Below are 14,262 nucleotides of genomic sequence, written 5' to 3' on the forward strand. Positions count from 1 at the left end.
GCAGTGACGGCCGCGCCACAGTTCAGTTTTGTGATCCCGGTGCTCAACGAGGGGCCGCGTATCAAGGGCCTGCTCGAGGCATTGAGCGCGGCCTTTCCCCGGGCGGAGCGTATTGTGGTCGACGGCGGCAGTGTCGATGACAGTGTGGCGCAGGCCTTGCCCGGTGCAACCGCGTTACTGATGACCGCAGCCGGCAGGGCGGCACAGATGAACCTGGGGGCGCAGACCGCGCGGGGAGAGTATCTGTTGTTCCTGCACGCCGACACTTACCCCCTGTTTGCCGGCGATGCGCTGTCGACGGCGCTCTCTGCGCGCCCGGCCTGGGGTTTCTTTGCCGTGTGCCTGGATGGCAGACGCGCCGTGTTCAGGGTGATCGAGCGGGCGATCAGCTGGCGCTCCCGGGCAAGCGGCATTGGCACGGGTGACCAGTTGCTGTTCGTGCGTCGCGATGTGTTCGAGGCGGCAGGAGGCTACGCCGCAATCCCCCTGATGGAAGACGTCGAGCTGAGTGCGCGTTTGCGCCGGCAGCACAGGCCTCTGGTGCCTCCCGGCCTGCGGGTACAAACGGCGAGTCGGCGCTGGGAGCAGCGCGGCGTGGCCCGCACCGTTCTGCAGATGTGGCGGCTGCGGCTGGCCTTCGCACTCGGGGTGAGCCCCGAGCGTTTGTGGCGGCAGTACTACGGGGCGCCGCGGTGAGTGTCTTGCTGCAGCAGTTTGCCCGGGTTCCGGTCCCCGGCCGGGTGAAAACCCGCATGCAACCGGTGCTGAGTGCGGAACAGGCGTGCGCCCTGCACGAGGCCCTTGTGTTGTGGACCAGTCGCAGGCTGTTGCAGGCGGGTCTCGGGACGGTGGAGCTGTGGGCGGCGGGCGGTGTCGAGCATCCGCTGTTTCGGCGCTGCCTGGGTGAGGGGGTGAGCCGGGTTTGCCTGCAGCAGGGTGACGACCTGGGTGATCGCATGCAGTACGCGCTGGCAAGCGGGCTGCGACGAGCCGCAGCGGTGTTACTGGTGGGCAGCGATTGCCCGGAGATCGACGCCGGCTACCTGCGCGCTGCGACGCGCGCACTGCAACACGTCGACCTTGTGTTAGGGCCGGCACTGGACGGCGGGTTTGTCTTGATCGGTGTGCGCCGCCCGGTATCTGACGGGGTCTTCACGAACGTGCGGTGGGGCTCGGAAACCGTGCTGGAGGAGACCCTCAACGGAGCGCAGGCGGCGGGCTACAGTGTACAACTGCTTACGGCCCTGCAGGACATAGACCGCCCGGAGGATTTGCCGGCCTGGGAAGGGCTGCAGGCGACGGTCGACCCTGCGGTCAGGCGCTAGCGGCTGCCGCGGTGTGCTGTGGTTCCTCGGCACTGGCCCGGGAACGCTGGTACAGCAGCCAGGCTATGGCGGTGCAGTAGCCGAGGTTGGTCTGCAATTCGCCGTCCGGATCGCTCAGGAAGGCGCGCTGGCTGGCAAGCCCCCGGATGCGGCTCGCCATTTCCGGGCGATAGGCCAGGTAGCGATCCCAGATATCGCGGTGCTGCGCTGCGGTAATGTGGTAGAGGCCGAGCCCGTTGCTGCGCTGCGAGAACAGGCCCAGTTCCGGTGCCGCGATGGCGGCCTGAAGCAGGAAGTCTTCACAGGCCGGTGTCCACACGCCGAGGTATTTCAGTGTGGGCCGGATGACCTGGTCTCTCAGGTGTTCTGCCGTGACGTACATGGGCCGTATCCTCTCGGGAAGCCGATTGAATGCTCTACCGCCGTATCGTGTCTCAATCCTCTATCGGCGCTGTTATTGTGAGTACCCTGCCCGGTAGTGCGGCTCGAACACCCGGATGCGCCTGAGGTCTTATTTAGCACAGGAATAGGATAAATCCAACAAAAATAACGGGTTGCGAGTAATTATTTACTAAATGGATGCGGAAGGCTGTGTAACTGGCTTTTTCTATGCCTCAGGCCCAGTGAATAACGTCGTCTAAAGTCTGCTAAATGTGGCAAATAAATGGTTAAAATTCGATAAAAGTATCGAATCAACCGCCTGCGATCTTTACCGTAAAGCCGCGTCGCTCCAACTCGGTTTTCAGCAGCTGACGTTGGTCACCCTGGATTTCCACCACGTCGTCCTTGACCGATCCACCCACCCCGCACTTCTGCTTCAGGGCCTTGGCAAGGGATTTGAGCGCTTCGCCGGTGAGCGGTAGTCCGCGAATCAGTGTGACGGCCTTGCCCCCGCGGCCCTTCGTTTCCCGGTGCAGGCGCACGATGCCGTCACCCACTGTGGCGGGGCGGTCCCTGCCGCACACACAGCTGGCTTCCGGGCGCTGGCACTGTGGGCACAGCCGGCCCCCGTCGGTGGAGTAGACAAGGCGGGAGTTCTGGGCGTCGCGTCGCGGCACGGGGATTTCCTTGTTGAGCGGTCCCCGGCAGTATATTAGCCTCGGCGCTGCAATTGAATGGCGCCACAAGGAGGCACCCCGTGAAGAAAAAGGAATTGCTGCAGATGGTCGAAGACCTGCAGAGCCAGGTCGCCTTCCAAGAGGATGCGCTGCAGGCGCTGCAGGCGGCCCTTACCGGCCAGCAACAGGATCTGCTGGTGCTGCGTCGGCAGCTGCAGCTGCTCAAGGAGCGGCAGGATGAGCAGGCTGCGGCCCTGGATGACGCACGCCCGGAGGGTCGCGAGGCGCCGCCTCATTACTGAGCGCGGGCGCGGGACAACCGCGGGTAAGGCGCGCAGCGCCCGGTGCAACTTGCCTCCCGCGGGCAAATCGCCCACACTTTGGCGCTTTTTGCATACGCATCAAACTGACAGGAAAAGAGCATGTCCGACGCTTCTGCCCGTAAAGATACCCCTGCCCAGGCCGAATTCCGCGCCTATTGCCGCGACTGGCTGGCTGCCAACAAGCCCGGTGAGCCGCCGGTGCGCTTGCCGCAAACCCCGCTTGAGATCATGACCACAGAGCAGCTGGACTACCTGCAGGCCTGGCAGAAGGCCGCCTATGACGCGGGCCTGGTCGGCTGCGACTACCCGGAAGCAGTCGGGGGCGGCGGGCGCAAGGACTGCCAGCGCGTGGCCAATGAAGAAATGCTGGCCGCCCGCACGCCGTTCTTTCCCAATGTGATTGGTCTCGGCATGGCGGCGCCGACGGTCTTTTACCATGCGCAGGAAGCGGTCAAGGCAGAGCTTCTGCCCCGGCTTTTCTCCGGTGAGGATATCTGGTGCCAGGGGTTCAGTGAGCCCGGTGCGGGTTCCGACCTGGCCAGTGTGCAGACCTTTGCGGAAAAGCGCGGCGACCGGTGGGTGATTAATGGCCACAAGGTGTGGACCTCCCTTGCGCACTTTGCCGAGTGGATGATCATCCTCCTGCGCACCGACAAGTCACACAAGTACGATGGACTCTCGTACTTCGTGGTGCCCATCCGTGCCGCACTGGGTAACGGCGTGACTGTGCGGCCGCTGATCAAGATCACCGGTGAAACCGGCTTCAATGAAGTGATTTTCGACAATCTCGAGGTTGACGACCGCTATCGCCTGGATGAGTTGGGCAAGGGGTGGCAGGTGGCGATGACCACGCTGCTGCACGAACGCGGCGCCGGCGAGTTGCAGACCCCGCGCTCCGGTGGCATGAAGAACCGCTCCAGCCACAACATCACGACGTCCGCCGTTATCGAGCTCGCGCGGCAGACACGCCGGGGTGCCGGCGCAGCAGCCGACGACCCACTGCTGCGCGACAAGTTGATGCGTCAGCTTATTCGTGAAGAGGGGCTGAAGCAGAACCAGCGGCGCTCGCGCGTGCAGGCGCTGCTGGACCATCCCATGCGTCTGCCGCTGCAGAACAAGCTCCTTGCCAGTGAGATTGCCCAGTCGATCGCTTCCCTGGCGGTCGAGGTGGAGGGCATGGCGTCATCGCTGTATATGGGAGACAGCAATGCGCCCGCAGGGGGGCAATGGCCGCTGTCCTACATGAATTCCTACGGCATGACCATCGCGGCAGGCACCAGCGAGGTACAGCGCAACATCCTCGGCGAGCGTGTGCTCGGCCTGCCCAAATCGAAGTAAGTTGAAGCCGTAAGGAGAATACCGATGACACAACCCAACAACTACGGCTTCGGTGAAGAGGCTGCGCTGCTCAAGGACTCTGCGCGCAAGTTTTTCCGTGAGCATTTCCCCACCGACAGGCTGCATGCGCTGGTCGCCGCAGACCCCACTCCCGGGCGGGCGCCAAGCTGCCAGTGGGATGAGGCGCTCTGGGCGCAGTTGGTGGAACTCGGCTGGACCGTGCTCGCCGTGCCGGAGGAAGCGGGGGGTGTCGGCATGCCGGTGGCCGCGGTCGCCGGGCTGGTTGAAGAGGTGGGTCGTGCGGCCTTCCCCTGTCCGCTGTTGGGTACCCTGAATGCGACCTACGTGCTGGTGGCCTGTGGCGAGGCGGGGGCCGTGGGACTGGCAGATATTGCCGCCGGCAAAGCCGCGACCCTTGCCCTGACGGACAGGCACGGCGCCTGGGACCCCGCCGCGACCGAGGTCGAATACCGCGATGGCGGGCTCTACGGCACTGCCTGGTTCGTGCAGGATGCGGGCAAGTGTGAGCGATTGCTGGTCTGTGCCAGCACCGGCGCGGGGTACGGCCTTTTCTGGGTGGACGCCCATGCGGCAGGCGTCACTGCCGAGGCCGACGGCATTGTCGATCTCACCCGGGATCAGGCGCATATCGTGTTCGATGGCGCATCGGGCATCGAGGTCAGTGGTAACGCGCTGTCGGCCCTGCACCAGGCCATGCCGGCGATCTGGACCCTGGTGGCTGCCGATATGGTCGGTGCCGGCGAGTGGCAGTTGCAGACCACGGTGGAATACGTCAGCACGCGCAAGCAGTTCGACCGGCCGCTGGGTTTCTTCCAGGCCATCAAGCACCCATTGGTAGAGGTGATGGTGCAGATCGACGAGGCGAAGTCCCTGGTTTACAACGCCGCCTGTGCCTGCGACAGCGAGCCGGAGAAAGCGGCGCAGTACGCACACATGGCCAAGGCGTCGGCCAGTGACATGGCGGCCTACGCCAGTAGCCGCTCGGTACAGAGCCACGGCGGCATCGGTTTTACCTGGGAGTGCTATGTACACCTGTATTTCAAGCGCCAGAAGCACTCCCAGATGTTGTGGGGTGACGGCGTGTGGCACCGGGCCCGTTTGGCGGATATCGTCATAGGCACTGCGGCATGAAACCCCGGCATCGTTATTCGGAGACCTCACTATGAGCTGGAAAACCTGGGTGCTGCTGGGGCTCACGTTCGCCCTGGGCATGTTCACGCTGTTTTCGATCGCGACCCGCTTGCCGGCTCCGCCCGAGCACCAGGTGTTCGTCAATGGCGACGTCCTCACGATGGATGCCAACAACCGGGTCGTGCAGGCACTGTCGGTGCGTGGCGAGCACATCGAGGCACTGGGCAGCAACGAGGACATCATGGCCTTGGTGGACGACCGCACCGAGGTGATCGACCTCGCGGGCCGGACCCTGATGCCGGGCTTTATTGATGCGCACGGGCACTTCCCCGGCTCCGCAATGAACACGGTCGCCGTCGACCTGAACAGTCCGCCGATTGGTGAGATCAAGGATATGGCGGGGCTGCTGGACGCGCTGCGCGCCAGGGCCGCCGTGGTGCCGGAAGGCGAGTGGGTCACCGGATTCGGTTACGACGACACCCTGCTGGCAGAGCGCCGGCACCCCACCCGCGAGGAACTGGACGCGGTCGCGCCCGGGCGCCCGGTCGCGCTCCTGCACATTTCCGGGCACATGGTGGTCGCCAATAGCCTTGCGCTGGAAGCCGTGGGCATCGGCCCGGAAACGCCGGACCCGGAGGGGGGCGTGATTGCGCGTGACCCCGACAGCGGCGAGTTGACCGGCCTGCTGGAGGAAACAGCGAGACTGCCTGTGGCCGAGCGCATGCTTGATCTCGGCGCGCTGGATTTCCTGCGCATGGTAAGCGCGGCAGTGCGCGAGTATGGCGAGTACGGCGTCACCACCGCGCAGGCGGGTGGTGCGGCGCCGCAGATGGTGGTCGGGTTCAAGCTTGCCAGCCACCTCGGCCTGATCCCCCTGCGGCTGGTGATTTTTCCCATGGAGGATGACTACGGTGAGGCGATCGCGGCGGGTACCTTCGACAGCGCCGACCTCGCTGCACCGCGCATTGACGTGGGTGCGGTAAAGATCGTCGCAGACGGCAGTATCCAGGGCTTTACCGGCTACCTTACGCGCCCCTATCACACGCCGTTCCACGGCGATGCGGATTACCGGGGCTATGCGGCGGTGCCCAGGGAGCGCCTGTTCGAGAAGATTGCGTCACTGCACGCCGCAGGGCAGCAAATTGCGGTGCATGGTAATGGCGATGCCTCGATCGACGACATCCTGGACGCGTTTGCCGCGGCACAGGCAGAACATCCCGTCGCAGATCCGCGGCTGATCCTGATTCACGCGCAAATGGCCCGCGAGGACCAGATCCAGCGCATGGCAGAGCTGGGTGTGACGCCGAGCTTTTTCGCGGCCCATACGTTCTTCTGGGGTGACCGCCACCGCGACATCTTCATCGGCCCGGAGCGTGCAGCACAGATCAGCCCGGCTGCCTGGGCACAGACGGCGGGCCTGCGCTTCAGCTCCCACATGGATACCCCGGTGACCCCGATGCGGCCTCTGCAGGCGGCGTGGAGCCTGGTGCATCGGCAGACCTTTGCCGGTGACGTGCTGGGCCCGGAACAGCGCGTAGATGTGATGACCGCGCTGCGTGCGGTGACCATCGACGCCGCCTGGCAGATCTTCCAGGAGGATAATCGGGGCTCGCTGGAACCGGGGAAACTAGCGGATCTGGTGTTGCTGGACGGCAGTCCGCTGCGCGACCCCATGGCTATGCGGGAGCTCAAGGTGGACGCGACCTGGGTAGGCGGTGCGCTGGTCTACAAGCGCGGCTAGGCAGCGGCGTGGACACCCGCGCCGCGATTCGCTATAAAGCGGGGGCAGTGCCGCTACTCGCGCCGGCAGGTGACAACAAACAAGGGAATGCCCCTCACCCATGTACCTCTACAGCGTTGACAGAACACTGACCTTCACTTCCGAAGATATGGTTCTGTTCAAGGAGTCACCCTTCGCCAGCTGGATGGAGCGCCTGACGATCGAGAATCCGGCGCACGGTGTTGCACCGGACCCGGGCAGTGCCGAGCCCGGTGACAGCGCCAGCCGTCAGGACGCGGTCGCCGCTGTGCTTGCCAGAAACGGCCGGCAGGTGACCTTGGTGGACTGGGAGGCGCCGGAGGCCCTGCGACGCAGTGACACCCTCGCAGCCATGCGCAGCGGCGCGGAGTTTATTGTCAACGGCCAGCTCGCCGTAGGGCCATTGGCCGCGTCCAGCCAGCTTTTAATGCGCACTCGCGGTTATTCAGAGCTGGGCAACCACCTCTACATACCGTGTGACACGCAGGGTAAAACCAGTCAGCACGATGCCTTCAGGCTCTGCTTCATTGCAGACCTTCTGCACAGCCTGCAGGGGGTTCTGCCGCCGAAGATGGTGATATTTCGTGCGGGCGGGCAGGCGCTGCATTTGAACACCGAAGACCATATCTACCACTATCGCGCGGTCAAGCAGCACTTCATGGCCGCGCAGCGCGAGTTTCGCAAGCACCGTATGCCGGATCCGGCGCTGTCCGTCCATTTTGGCCGCTGGAGGGATTGCGCCAACGCAGTGCTGCGCCAGCGGGCCCTGCAGGGTGACACCCACTGGCAGGTGCAGGAACGGCAGGGCGAGGTGGCCAGCGCGCCGGCCGCGCCCCGCGCGCTGCTGGCAGAAGGCAGTGATGCGGCGCTGCAGGGCCTGGAGTTCATCGGCAGTGGCGGTGTTTCGGTGAAACGACCTCAAGGTCGCGCGGCCCGCGCTGGCGATCGGCGGCGCAGGCCCGTGCCGCCCGCGGTGCTGGGCGGCGCGCCGGTGCCGCCCCAGCCAGAGATGACAGAACCCCTGGCGCACCCGCTGGATACCCCGGGATTCAGCGTTGCGCGTCGCGATGAGCCGCTTCCGCGTCGTGCCTACGCAGTGCCCTCGGCAGGGCGCAGGTGCGAGGCGCCGGAGGACAGACCGGGGGAGCAGGACACACCCAGGCGTTTCACGCCGGTGCCGTTTTCTGCCAGCCTGAACACCAGTGAGAGTTTTGACGGCTGAGGGCTAAGCACCTCAGGGCGTACTCAACAGCGCTTTCTGTGGCCTGATAAACAGCCCCTCACAGCTTGCCGTGACCTCACCCGCCATCAGCATTTCGCCCGTAACCACGGTTTTGCGCCCGGTGGAACCCTGTAGCGTCGCGCGCAGCGACAGGTCGGTGTTCAGCGGTGTCGGCCGGTGGTAGCGCACGGTCAAGGTGCCGGTCATGCCCGGGTTGTTTCCCGCCAGCTGTGCCATACCGAGAAACTGGTCGAAAATGGCAGCGATAAAGCCGCCGTGAATAAACCCGGGTGGGCCTTCGTAGGCGTAGCCGCAGCGTACCGTGCCGAAGGCTTCACGCCCCTTCAGCCACATATTGAGCGCCGGTGAGAGGGGATTGCTCCACCCGCCCAGCGCGTTCAGCTCATGGTTCACCTCTCCGTGGCCACCGTGTTTCCCGTCGGCGATGAAGGCCTCCAAGCCGTAGAGGCGCGGTTGGGCACCGAGCGCCGCGCTTTCCCGCTCAAGGCGCTGTGCCAGGGCATTCAGGCCCTCGGTATCCGCATCACTGGTTACCAGGGTTTCAGTCAGCGCACGCAGCGCCTCCGCCGCCCTGCGTTTGGCCTCCCAGTGTGGCGAGAAAGGGGGTGACACTTCTTCGGAAGCAAAGGGGCTGAATACCGCCTTGCTCCGGTCGCGGTTGTCGAACATGCATGGGGTCCTGTTGTGTCGTGTGCGTCAGCGCAGGCTGCGGAAGCAGGTGCGCAGTTCATTGACCAGCACTTCCGGCTGTTCCAGGGCGGCGAAGTGCCCGCCACTGGACAGCTCGTTCCAGTGAATAAGGTTGTGGAAACGCTGCTCCGCCCAGCGTCGGCTGCTGCGAAAAATCTCTTTCGGAAAGATGGAGCAGCCGGTGGGCATCGTGATCGGGTCCATAGAGGGATTGTTGAAACTCTCCCAGTACAGGCGTGCGGAACTCGCCCCGGTGTTGTTCAGCCAGTAGAGCATCACGTTGTCCAGCAGTTCATCGCGGCTGATCACGTTCTCGGGATGTTTGACGCCGCTGCGCTCGCAGTCCGTCCAGGCCCAGAACTTTTCGATGATCCACGCCATCTGCCCCACCGGTGAGTCGGCGAGTCCGTAGCCCAGGGTCTGCGGCCGGGTAGACTGCTGCTTTGAGTAGCCAGAGTCCCACTGTGCGTAATACGTCATGCCGTCAAGCGCGGACTGCTCGTTCGCTGTCAGGTTGTTCATCGTGTCGGGGTCGGGTGACACGATGGGCATGGTGATGTGAATGCCCGCGCAGTGGCGGGTTTCGGTCTGCCCGATGCTCTGTGTGATCATACTGCCCCAGTCGCCACCCTGGGCAACGTAGCGCTCGTAGCCGAGGCGCGCCATCAGCTCACCCCACAGGCGTCCAATCACTTCGACGGAGGTCCCGGTGGCCGCTGGTTTGCCCGAGAAACCGTAGCCCGGCAGTGAGGGGATCACGACATGGAATGCATCCGCTGCGTCGCCGCCGTGGGCGACCGGGTCGACCAGCGCAGCTATGATATGACGGAACTCCAGCACTGATCCGGGCCAACCGTGGGAGATAATCAGCGGCAGTGCGTCGGGGTGGGGTGAACGGCAGTGCAGAAAGTGGATGTCGATGCCGCCGAGGCGTGTACGGAATTGCGGCCAGCGGTTCAGTTCCGCTTCGCAGCGCCGCCAGTCATAGTCCTGTGCCCAGTACTGCGCCAGTTCCTGCGTATAGGCGAGCGGGATGCCCTGGCTCCAGTCCTCGCAGGTTTCCGGGTCAGGCCAGCGGGCGGTGCTCAGGCGGCGCCGCAAATCGTCCAGATCGGCGTCGGGAATATCGACAGTGAATGGCAGAACGGTGGTATCAGACATGGTAGAACCCTCAAGGAAGCGCTCTACCGTAGCCAGAGGAACCTGTCGATGCAAGCAGCGGCGGTAACAAACCCGTCGCGCGGTATAGCGGTTTAACCAGCCGCCGCCACCCGCTTGCTGCTGCCGGCGCTGCGCGTCGCTCGGCCTTTGCGCGGTGCCGTTACCGAAATGGAGTCGAGGTAGGGTTGCAGCGCCTCACGCTCCTGCGCGTCGTCCTCGGTCTTGCTCAGCAGATGCGTGGTGCGTGGCTCGCGGTCGAGGAACAGCGCACCAGTGACTTTTGCCGCCTCAGTCGCGACGGCGAGCCAGACGATGGTGTCCGCACCTTCCTCCGGGCTGCGCAGAATACGCCGGGTGATACGGTGGAAACCGGGCAGGGCCGATTCCACTCCGGGTGTATCCGCCCAACCGGGGTGCATGGCGTTGACGACGATATTCTCATCCTTCCAGGCATCGGCCCACTGCTCGGAGAGCACCATCAGCGCGCGCTTGCAGCGCGCATAGGCAACGCTGCCCGAGTAGTTCTGTTCCCGGGCCTGAAGCCAGCGAACCTTCAGGGGTTGCGTGTACATGCCGCCCGATACCACGTTGATCACGCGCGCTTGCGGCGCAGCCTGCAACAGGGGCTTGACCCCCAGGGTAAGCCGGTAGGGTGAGAGCAACAACAAGGCGAAACTCTGCTCCAGCCCTTCCGCAGTTTCCGCACGCTCGTTGAACAGCGCGCCCGCGTTGTTGACCAGTACATCGATCGGTCGGCCCGTGCGCAGCAGTCGCTCGACCAGACGCTGGACCTCGGACATCAGGCTCAGGTCGGCGATCTCGACCGAAATATTCGGGTTGCCGGTCTCTCGCTGCAGGGTGTTGACGAGGTCCTGTGCACGTGACTCGTTACGAATCACCAGCGTCAGCGCTGCGCCGCGCTCGGCAAGCGAACGCGCTGTTGCCAGTCCCAGCCCGGACGTGGCCCCGGTAATCACCGCGTGCTTGTCGCCCATCCAGGCCGACATGGGGTTCCAGTGGCGTTTGCCCAGTGTGTAGCCCCGTCGGCTGAAGCGCGCGACGCCGGGCAAGACCCAGCGGTCAGCCCGCGCATTGCTTGCCGACACTGTCGGTGCGGGGTAGTTGTCCTCCAGCGCCGTCTTCAACCCCTGCACGGACTCGTAGCCCATTTTTTCCATACCTTTGCGCAGTGCTGCCACCGTTGGGCCCAGGGGTACGTGGAAATTGAAGGTGGCCCGGTAGTCGATATGTGTGCCGGCCGACGACGATGAGAAATGGATGACGTCGTTCACCTCGAACAGCCGGCAGCTGCCGTGCAGTTCGATGGATTTGTCCTGCTCGAGGTGCGTGACGGTATACAGCAGGTCAACCGAGCCAACCGGCATGTCGCAGGTCACGCGGAAGCGTGTACCCACCTCAACAGGCCCTGCGGACAGCTTCTCCGCAGCACTGGCCGTTGCATCCCACTCCTGCGTCGTGCGAAAGTCCTTCACGTAGTCGAACGCCTCGCGGACCGGACGGGGCACATCGATTTTCTCATGCAGTTCAATCATGGTAGAAATCCCGTATAGAAGTTAGTCTGTATACGATGTCAACCCTGCAGTAGATTGCCTGCCTCGTCACAGTATAGACGCCAGGCGGCGGAGCAGGGTGCCGCGATGTTGCGGTGGTCGTACGCGATTCAGTGGAGGACGTCATGAAGAGGATGGGTGCTGGTGTGATCGGGCTGTGCTGCACGCTTGTCGGCGGTCTGTCACAGGCCCAGTACGATATCGAAACCCGCCTGCCGACCTGCGAAACGCTGCAGTGGTCGCCGGCGGTGCACAGAAGCTACCCGGATATCGGGCAGATCTGTCGCGGTATCTATGCGCGTGACGGTACCCTGTACGCCCAGGCTGAGGTTGACGTCGTGCGCGTGACGGGCAACCGGATGACCCTGCGCACAGTGCACGTGGATGGCAGTCAGGGGCATGAAACCACGGTTCGGGTGGGGCCCAAGTGGCGCGCAGTCATTGATGGCAAGGCGTTGCGCGCCGGTGAGTTGATCGCCGGCCAGCGGCTCACGGTGTACATACCGCAAAACCGCTTCGCGCTCACCGCCGAAGGAGGGCAGGGTATGGCGGAAGGACTTGAGCCCGGATCCGGCGAGAATCCCGAGGCAGGGCAGCCCTAGTCGTCAACCCAGACCTGGCGCAGTGGCTCACCGAAGTCATCGTAGAGGATCTTCCGCCGCGGCCGGGGTCGCGCGCTTCCCTTGCTGGCTGGCTGCCGCTTCTGCAATGCCTTCCGGCGTTCCTCTATGGCGGCGACAACCTCGGGTACCAGTGTGCGCTCCGCGCGTGGTTCGGCAAACAGCCGGCGCGTCAGATACAGCGGCGGGGCGAGGGGGTCCTTGCCACTGACACCCGGCGGCACAGATTTTACTTCCCCACCTTCCCGCAGGAACCGCTGTGTCTCGCGGTCGAGATCGGCGCGTAGATCCGCTTTGTCGGGGAGCTTCTTTACCATGAGCTGCGCCTGCCGTAACGCCTCTTGAGCATCCAAAACCGGTGAGTATAGCGCTCCCACCGAAATTTCACAGGCCTGTGGCCGGGGCGCTTTCCCGGCGCCGGTTGCGGTGATAGCCAAGGGCAATGCCCGCGAGCACGCCCAGTACGTCTGCGAGCAAATCGCCGGCACTCGCGGCCCGTCCCGGTACCGCGAGCTGCAGGATCTCGGTGGCGGCGCCATAACCGGACAATGCGAGGAATACGTAGATCCAGCGCTCGGCGCTGCGGCCCCAGGCGCGCATCGCGGTAAAGCCGCACAGTGCGAACAGCACCCCGTGTACGAGTTTATCCGATGAGCCGGTCTGCAGTACGGGCGCTTCGATCGTGGGTAACCAGCCTTCGAGCAGACTCAACACTTCGCCCGGCAGCAATAGCAGCAGGGTGGTAACGCCGAGCATTCCCAGGGCCTGATACTGCAGGCGATGCAGTTTTCGGGGGTCACGCATGCTGTACCTGCCGGGCATCGAGCAACAGGTTGCGGGGGGTCAGCGCGTAGTCACAAAAGGTGCCCAGGCGCACGTCGGCGCCCTGTTCCTGGAGCAGCAGCGCCCGGTCCAGCACCAGCCATATTTCCAGCGGGCGACGAAACGCATGGGCAACCAGCTCAATACGGCGCACCAGGTCGCGACGCTGCATGCCCCGTAGCAGCCAGTGGTGTTCATCGACATTCTCTACCGGTGGCAGTGCCTTGAGGGCGGCGGCCGTGCGCAGAAAACCGCCAAAGCTCCCGCGCGTGATATTGTAGGGCACGGCCGGGAGCGGCAGGTAGCGGTCTATGCCGGTGACGCTGCGCTGCCATTCATCGAAAGCCAGGCGCCACAGGACCTCACGTTGACGCCTGCGTTGCGTGGCGCGGCCTCCGGTGACACTTTCCTGCTGGGTGAATTGCAGGTCCGCGCGGGTCAAGCGGAGACCGCTGCTGGCGGCCTCGTGGGATAGGGGGCGATAGCGCTCGCCGGCGATCGCGTCGTAGCAGCAGGGAGACAGGGTCAGGCGCTCACAGCGGCTGCTCAGCCAGAGTGTCATGAGCCGCGTGTGCAGGTCGCCGCAGGCATGCAGTGCCACGGCGTGGCCGTTGGCGGGCAGGAAGTGTGCGGCGGCATCGCCCAGCACATCGACTGCGTGAAATTGCATCGGGGCGGCCCAGCCTGCGGCGAGGCGCTGGCCCTGCGCGCAGAGCATCGCGTTATGTTCCAGGCTGACAACATGCCGTTGGTCGGCCACCGCGAGCAGGCGGCCGAGGTGCCCCTTGCCGGCGCACCATTCCAGCACCGGGTGTTCCTCCCCCGGCGCCATCCGCGCAACGAACGCCGTAATCTGCTGCCATTTACGCCCGGGTACCCCGGTGTCGAGGCGCGCTGGAATATCCAGACGACGACCTGGCAGCTCGGGCAACGCCACGAGCTGTGACAGCCGATCGGCCGCGTCGCCCAGCCAGGGGCGCAACCAGCGCAGACGGCGCTCCATATCGCCTTCCAGCACCGTCAACTGGGCTTCATCCAGTGCGTGCAGCGCTTCGGCGAGTGTCGTTTCGGTTTCCCACCAGGGCAGCGAACGGTGGTGAAAGGGCCGCAGCTGCCACAGAGGGCGATAGCGATAAAGCAGTGCGTCGAGCGCGCGAAACCGTTCTGCCCAGCACGTTGGCGCTGCGTTGCTCACCGCCG

The 14,262-nt window shown here is 64.5% G+C and carries 16 protein-coding genes; 8 read left to right on the plus strand and 8 right to left on the minus strand.

Translation table 11 applies throughout. The features are described from left to right. The first annotated feature begins 3 nt into the window (after positions 1-3). Both AACZ17_RS03450 and AACZ17_RS03455 read left to right on the plus strand, forming a co-directional pair. The gene (locus tag AACZ17_RS03450; protein WP_290739141.1) at positions 4-696 is read left to right on the plus strand and encodes a TIGR04283 family arsenosugar biosynthesis glycosyltransferase; all 693 of its coding nucleotides are present in this window, start codon (positions 4-6) and stop codon (positions 694-696) included. Further along, positions 693-1,325, plus strand: coding sequence for a TIGR04282 family arsenosugar biosynthesis glycosyltransferase (locus AACZ17_RS03455; RefSeq protein ID WP_290739144.1), 633 nt, complete (start codon positions 693-695; stop codon positions 1,323-1,325). The genes AACZ17_RS03450 and AACZ17_RS03455 overlap by 4 nt, the downstream gene beginning before the upstream one ends. Here the strand turns inward: AACZ17_RS03455 and AACZ17_RS03460 are convergent. Further along, the gene (locus tag AACZ17_RS03460; protein WP_290739147.1) at positions 1,315-1,707 is read right to left on the minus strand and encodes a hypothetical protein; all 393 of its coding nucleotides are present in this window, start codon (positions 1,705-1,707) and stop codon (positions 1,315-1,317) included. The genes AACZ17_RS03455 and AACZ17_RS03460 overlap by 11 nt on opposite strands. Before the next feature lie 310 nt (positions 1,708-2,017). Next, positions 2,018-2,383, minus strand: a complete 366-nt coding sequence (locus AACZ17_RS03465; RefSeq protein ID WP_290739150.1) for a translation initiation factor Sui1 — start codon at positions 2,381-2,383, stop codon at positions 2,018-2,020. Positions 2,384-2,463: 80 nt separating this feature from the next. Between AACZ17_RS03465 and AACZ17_RS03470 the strand changes: the two genes are divergently transcribed. From AACZ17_RS03470 to AACZ17_RS03490, 5 genes are all read left to right on the plus strand, one after another. After that, entirely contained in the window at positions 2,464-2,685 is a 222-nt protein-coding gene (locus AACZ17_RS03470; RefSeq protein ID WP_290739153.1) for a SlyX family protein, read from the plus strand. 120 nt (positions 2,686-2,805) lie between these two features. After that, the gene (locus tag AACZ17_RS03475) at positions 2,806-4,044 is read left to right on the plus strand and encodes an acyl-CoA dehydrogenase family protein (protein ID WP_290739156.1); all 1,239 of its coding nucleotides are present in this window, start codon (positions 2,806-2,808) and stop codon (positions 4,042-4,044) included. A 24-nt stretch (positions 4,045-4,068) separates the two neighbouring features. After that, entirely contained in the window at positions 4,069-5,196 is a 1,128-nt protein-coding gene (locus tag AACZ17_RS03480; protein WP_290739159.1) for an acyl-CoA dehydrogenase, read from the plus strand. Between the two features lie 31 nt (positions 5,197-5,227). Then, positions 5,228-6,937 (plus strand): amidohydrolase family protein, encoded by a 1,710-nt coding sequence (locus AACZ17_RS03485; RefSeq protein WP_290739162.1) that lies wholly within the window; start codon positions 5,228-5,230, stop codon positions 6,935-6,937. 100 nt (positions 6,938-7,037) lie between these two features. After that, positions 7,038-8,177 (plus strand): hypothetical protein, encoded by a 1,140-nt coding sequence (locus AACZ17_RS03490; protein ID WP_290739165.1) that lies wholly within the window; start codon positions 7,038-7,040, stop codon positions 8,175-8,177. A 12-nt stretch (positions 8,178-8,189) separates the two neighbouring features. Here AACZ17_RS03490 and AACZ17_RS03495 read toward each other — a convergent pair whose 3' ends face one another. From AACZ17_RS03495 to AACZ17_RS03505, 3 genes are all read right to left on the minus strand, one after another. Then, positions 8,190-8,867 carry a PaaI family thioesterase gene (locus AACZ17_RS03495; protein ID WP_290739168.1) on the minus strand — a complete coding sequence of 226 codons (678 nt, stop codon included), beginning with the start codon at positions 8,865-8,867 and terminating at the stop codon, positions 8,190-8,192. A 27-nt stretch (positions 8,868-8,894) separates the two neighbouring features. Then, positions 8,895-10,049, minus strand: a complete 1,155-nt coding sequence (locus AACZ17_RS03500; RefSeq protein WP_290739171.1) for an epoxide hydrolase family protein — start codon at positions 10,047-10,049, stop codon at positions 8,895-8,897. A 92-nt stretch (positions 10,050-10,141) separates the two neighbouring features. Next, positions 10,142-11,602: an SDR family NAD(P)-dependent oxidoreductase gene (locus AACZ17_RS03505; protein WP_290739173.1), complete on the minus strand. Its 1,461-nt coding sequence runs from the start codon at positions 11,600-11,602 to the stop codon at positions 10,142-10,144. A gap of 143 nt (positions 11,603-11,745) precedes the next feature. Here AACZ17_RS03505 and AACZ17_RS03510 point away from each other — a divergent pair, with 143 nt between their 5' ends. Then, positions 11,746-12,222 carry a hypothetical protein gene (locus AACZ17_RS03510; protein ID WP_290739175.1) on the plus strand — a complete coding sequence of 159 codons (477 nt, stop codon included), beginning with the start codon at positions 11,746-11,748 and terminating at the stop codon, positions 12,220-12,222. Here the strand turns inward: AACZ17_RS03510 and AACZ17_RS03515 are convergent. The 3 genes from AACZ17_RS03515 to AACZ17_RS03525 all read right to left on the minus strand — a co-directional run bounded on the left by AACZ17_RS03515 (position 12,219) and on the right by AACZ17_RS03525 (position 14,257). Further along, positions 12,219-12,557 carry a hypothetical protein gene (locus AACZ17_RS03515; RefSeq protein ID WP_290739176.1) on the minus strand — a complete coding sequence of 113 codons (339 nt, stop codon included), beginning with the start codon at positions 12,555-12,557 and terminating at the stop codon, positions 12,219-12,221. The two genes, AACZ17_RS03510 and AACZ17_RS03515, sit on opposite strands and share 4 nt — an antisense overlap. Before the next feature lie 67 nt (positions 12,558-12,624). Then, positions 12,625-13,044 carry a VanZ family protein gene (locus tag AACZ17_RS03520; RefSeq protein ID WP_290739178.1) on the minus strand — a complete coding sequence of 140 codons (420 nt, stop codon included), beginning with the start codon at positions 13,042-13,044 and terminating at the stop codon, positions 12,625-12,627. Next, positions 13,037-14,257, minus strand: a complete 1,221-nt coding sequence (locus AACZ17_RS03525; protein ID WP_290739180.1) for a methyltransferase — start codon at positions 14,255-14,257, stop codon at positions 13,037-13,039. Before AACZ17_RS03525 ends, AACZ17_RS03520 begins: the two co-directional genes overlap by 8 nt. Between the last annotated feature and the right edge of the window lie 5 nt (positions 14,258-14,262).

The organism is uncultured Haliea sp. (genome assembly GCF_963973825.1).
Classification (GTDB): Bacteria; Pseudomonadota; Gammaproteobacteria; order Pseudomonadales; family Halieaceae; genus Haliea.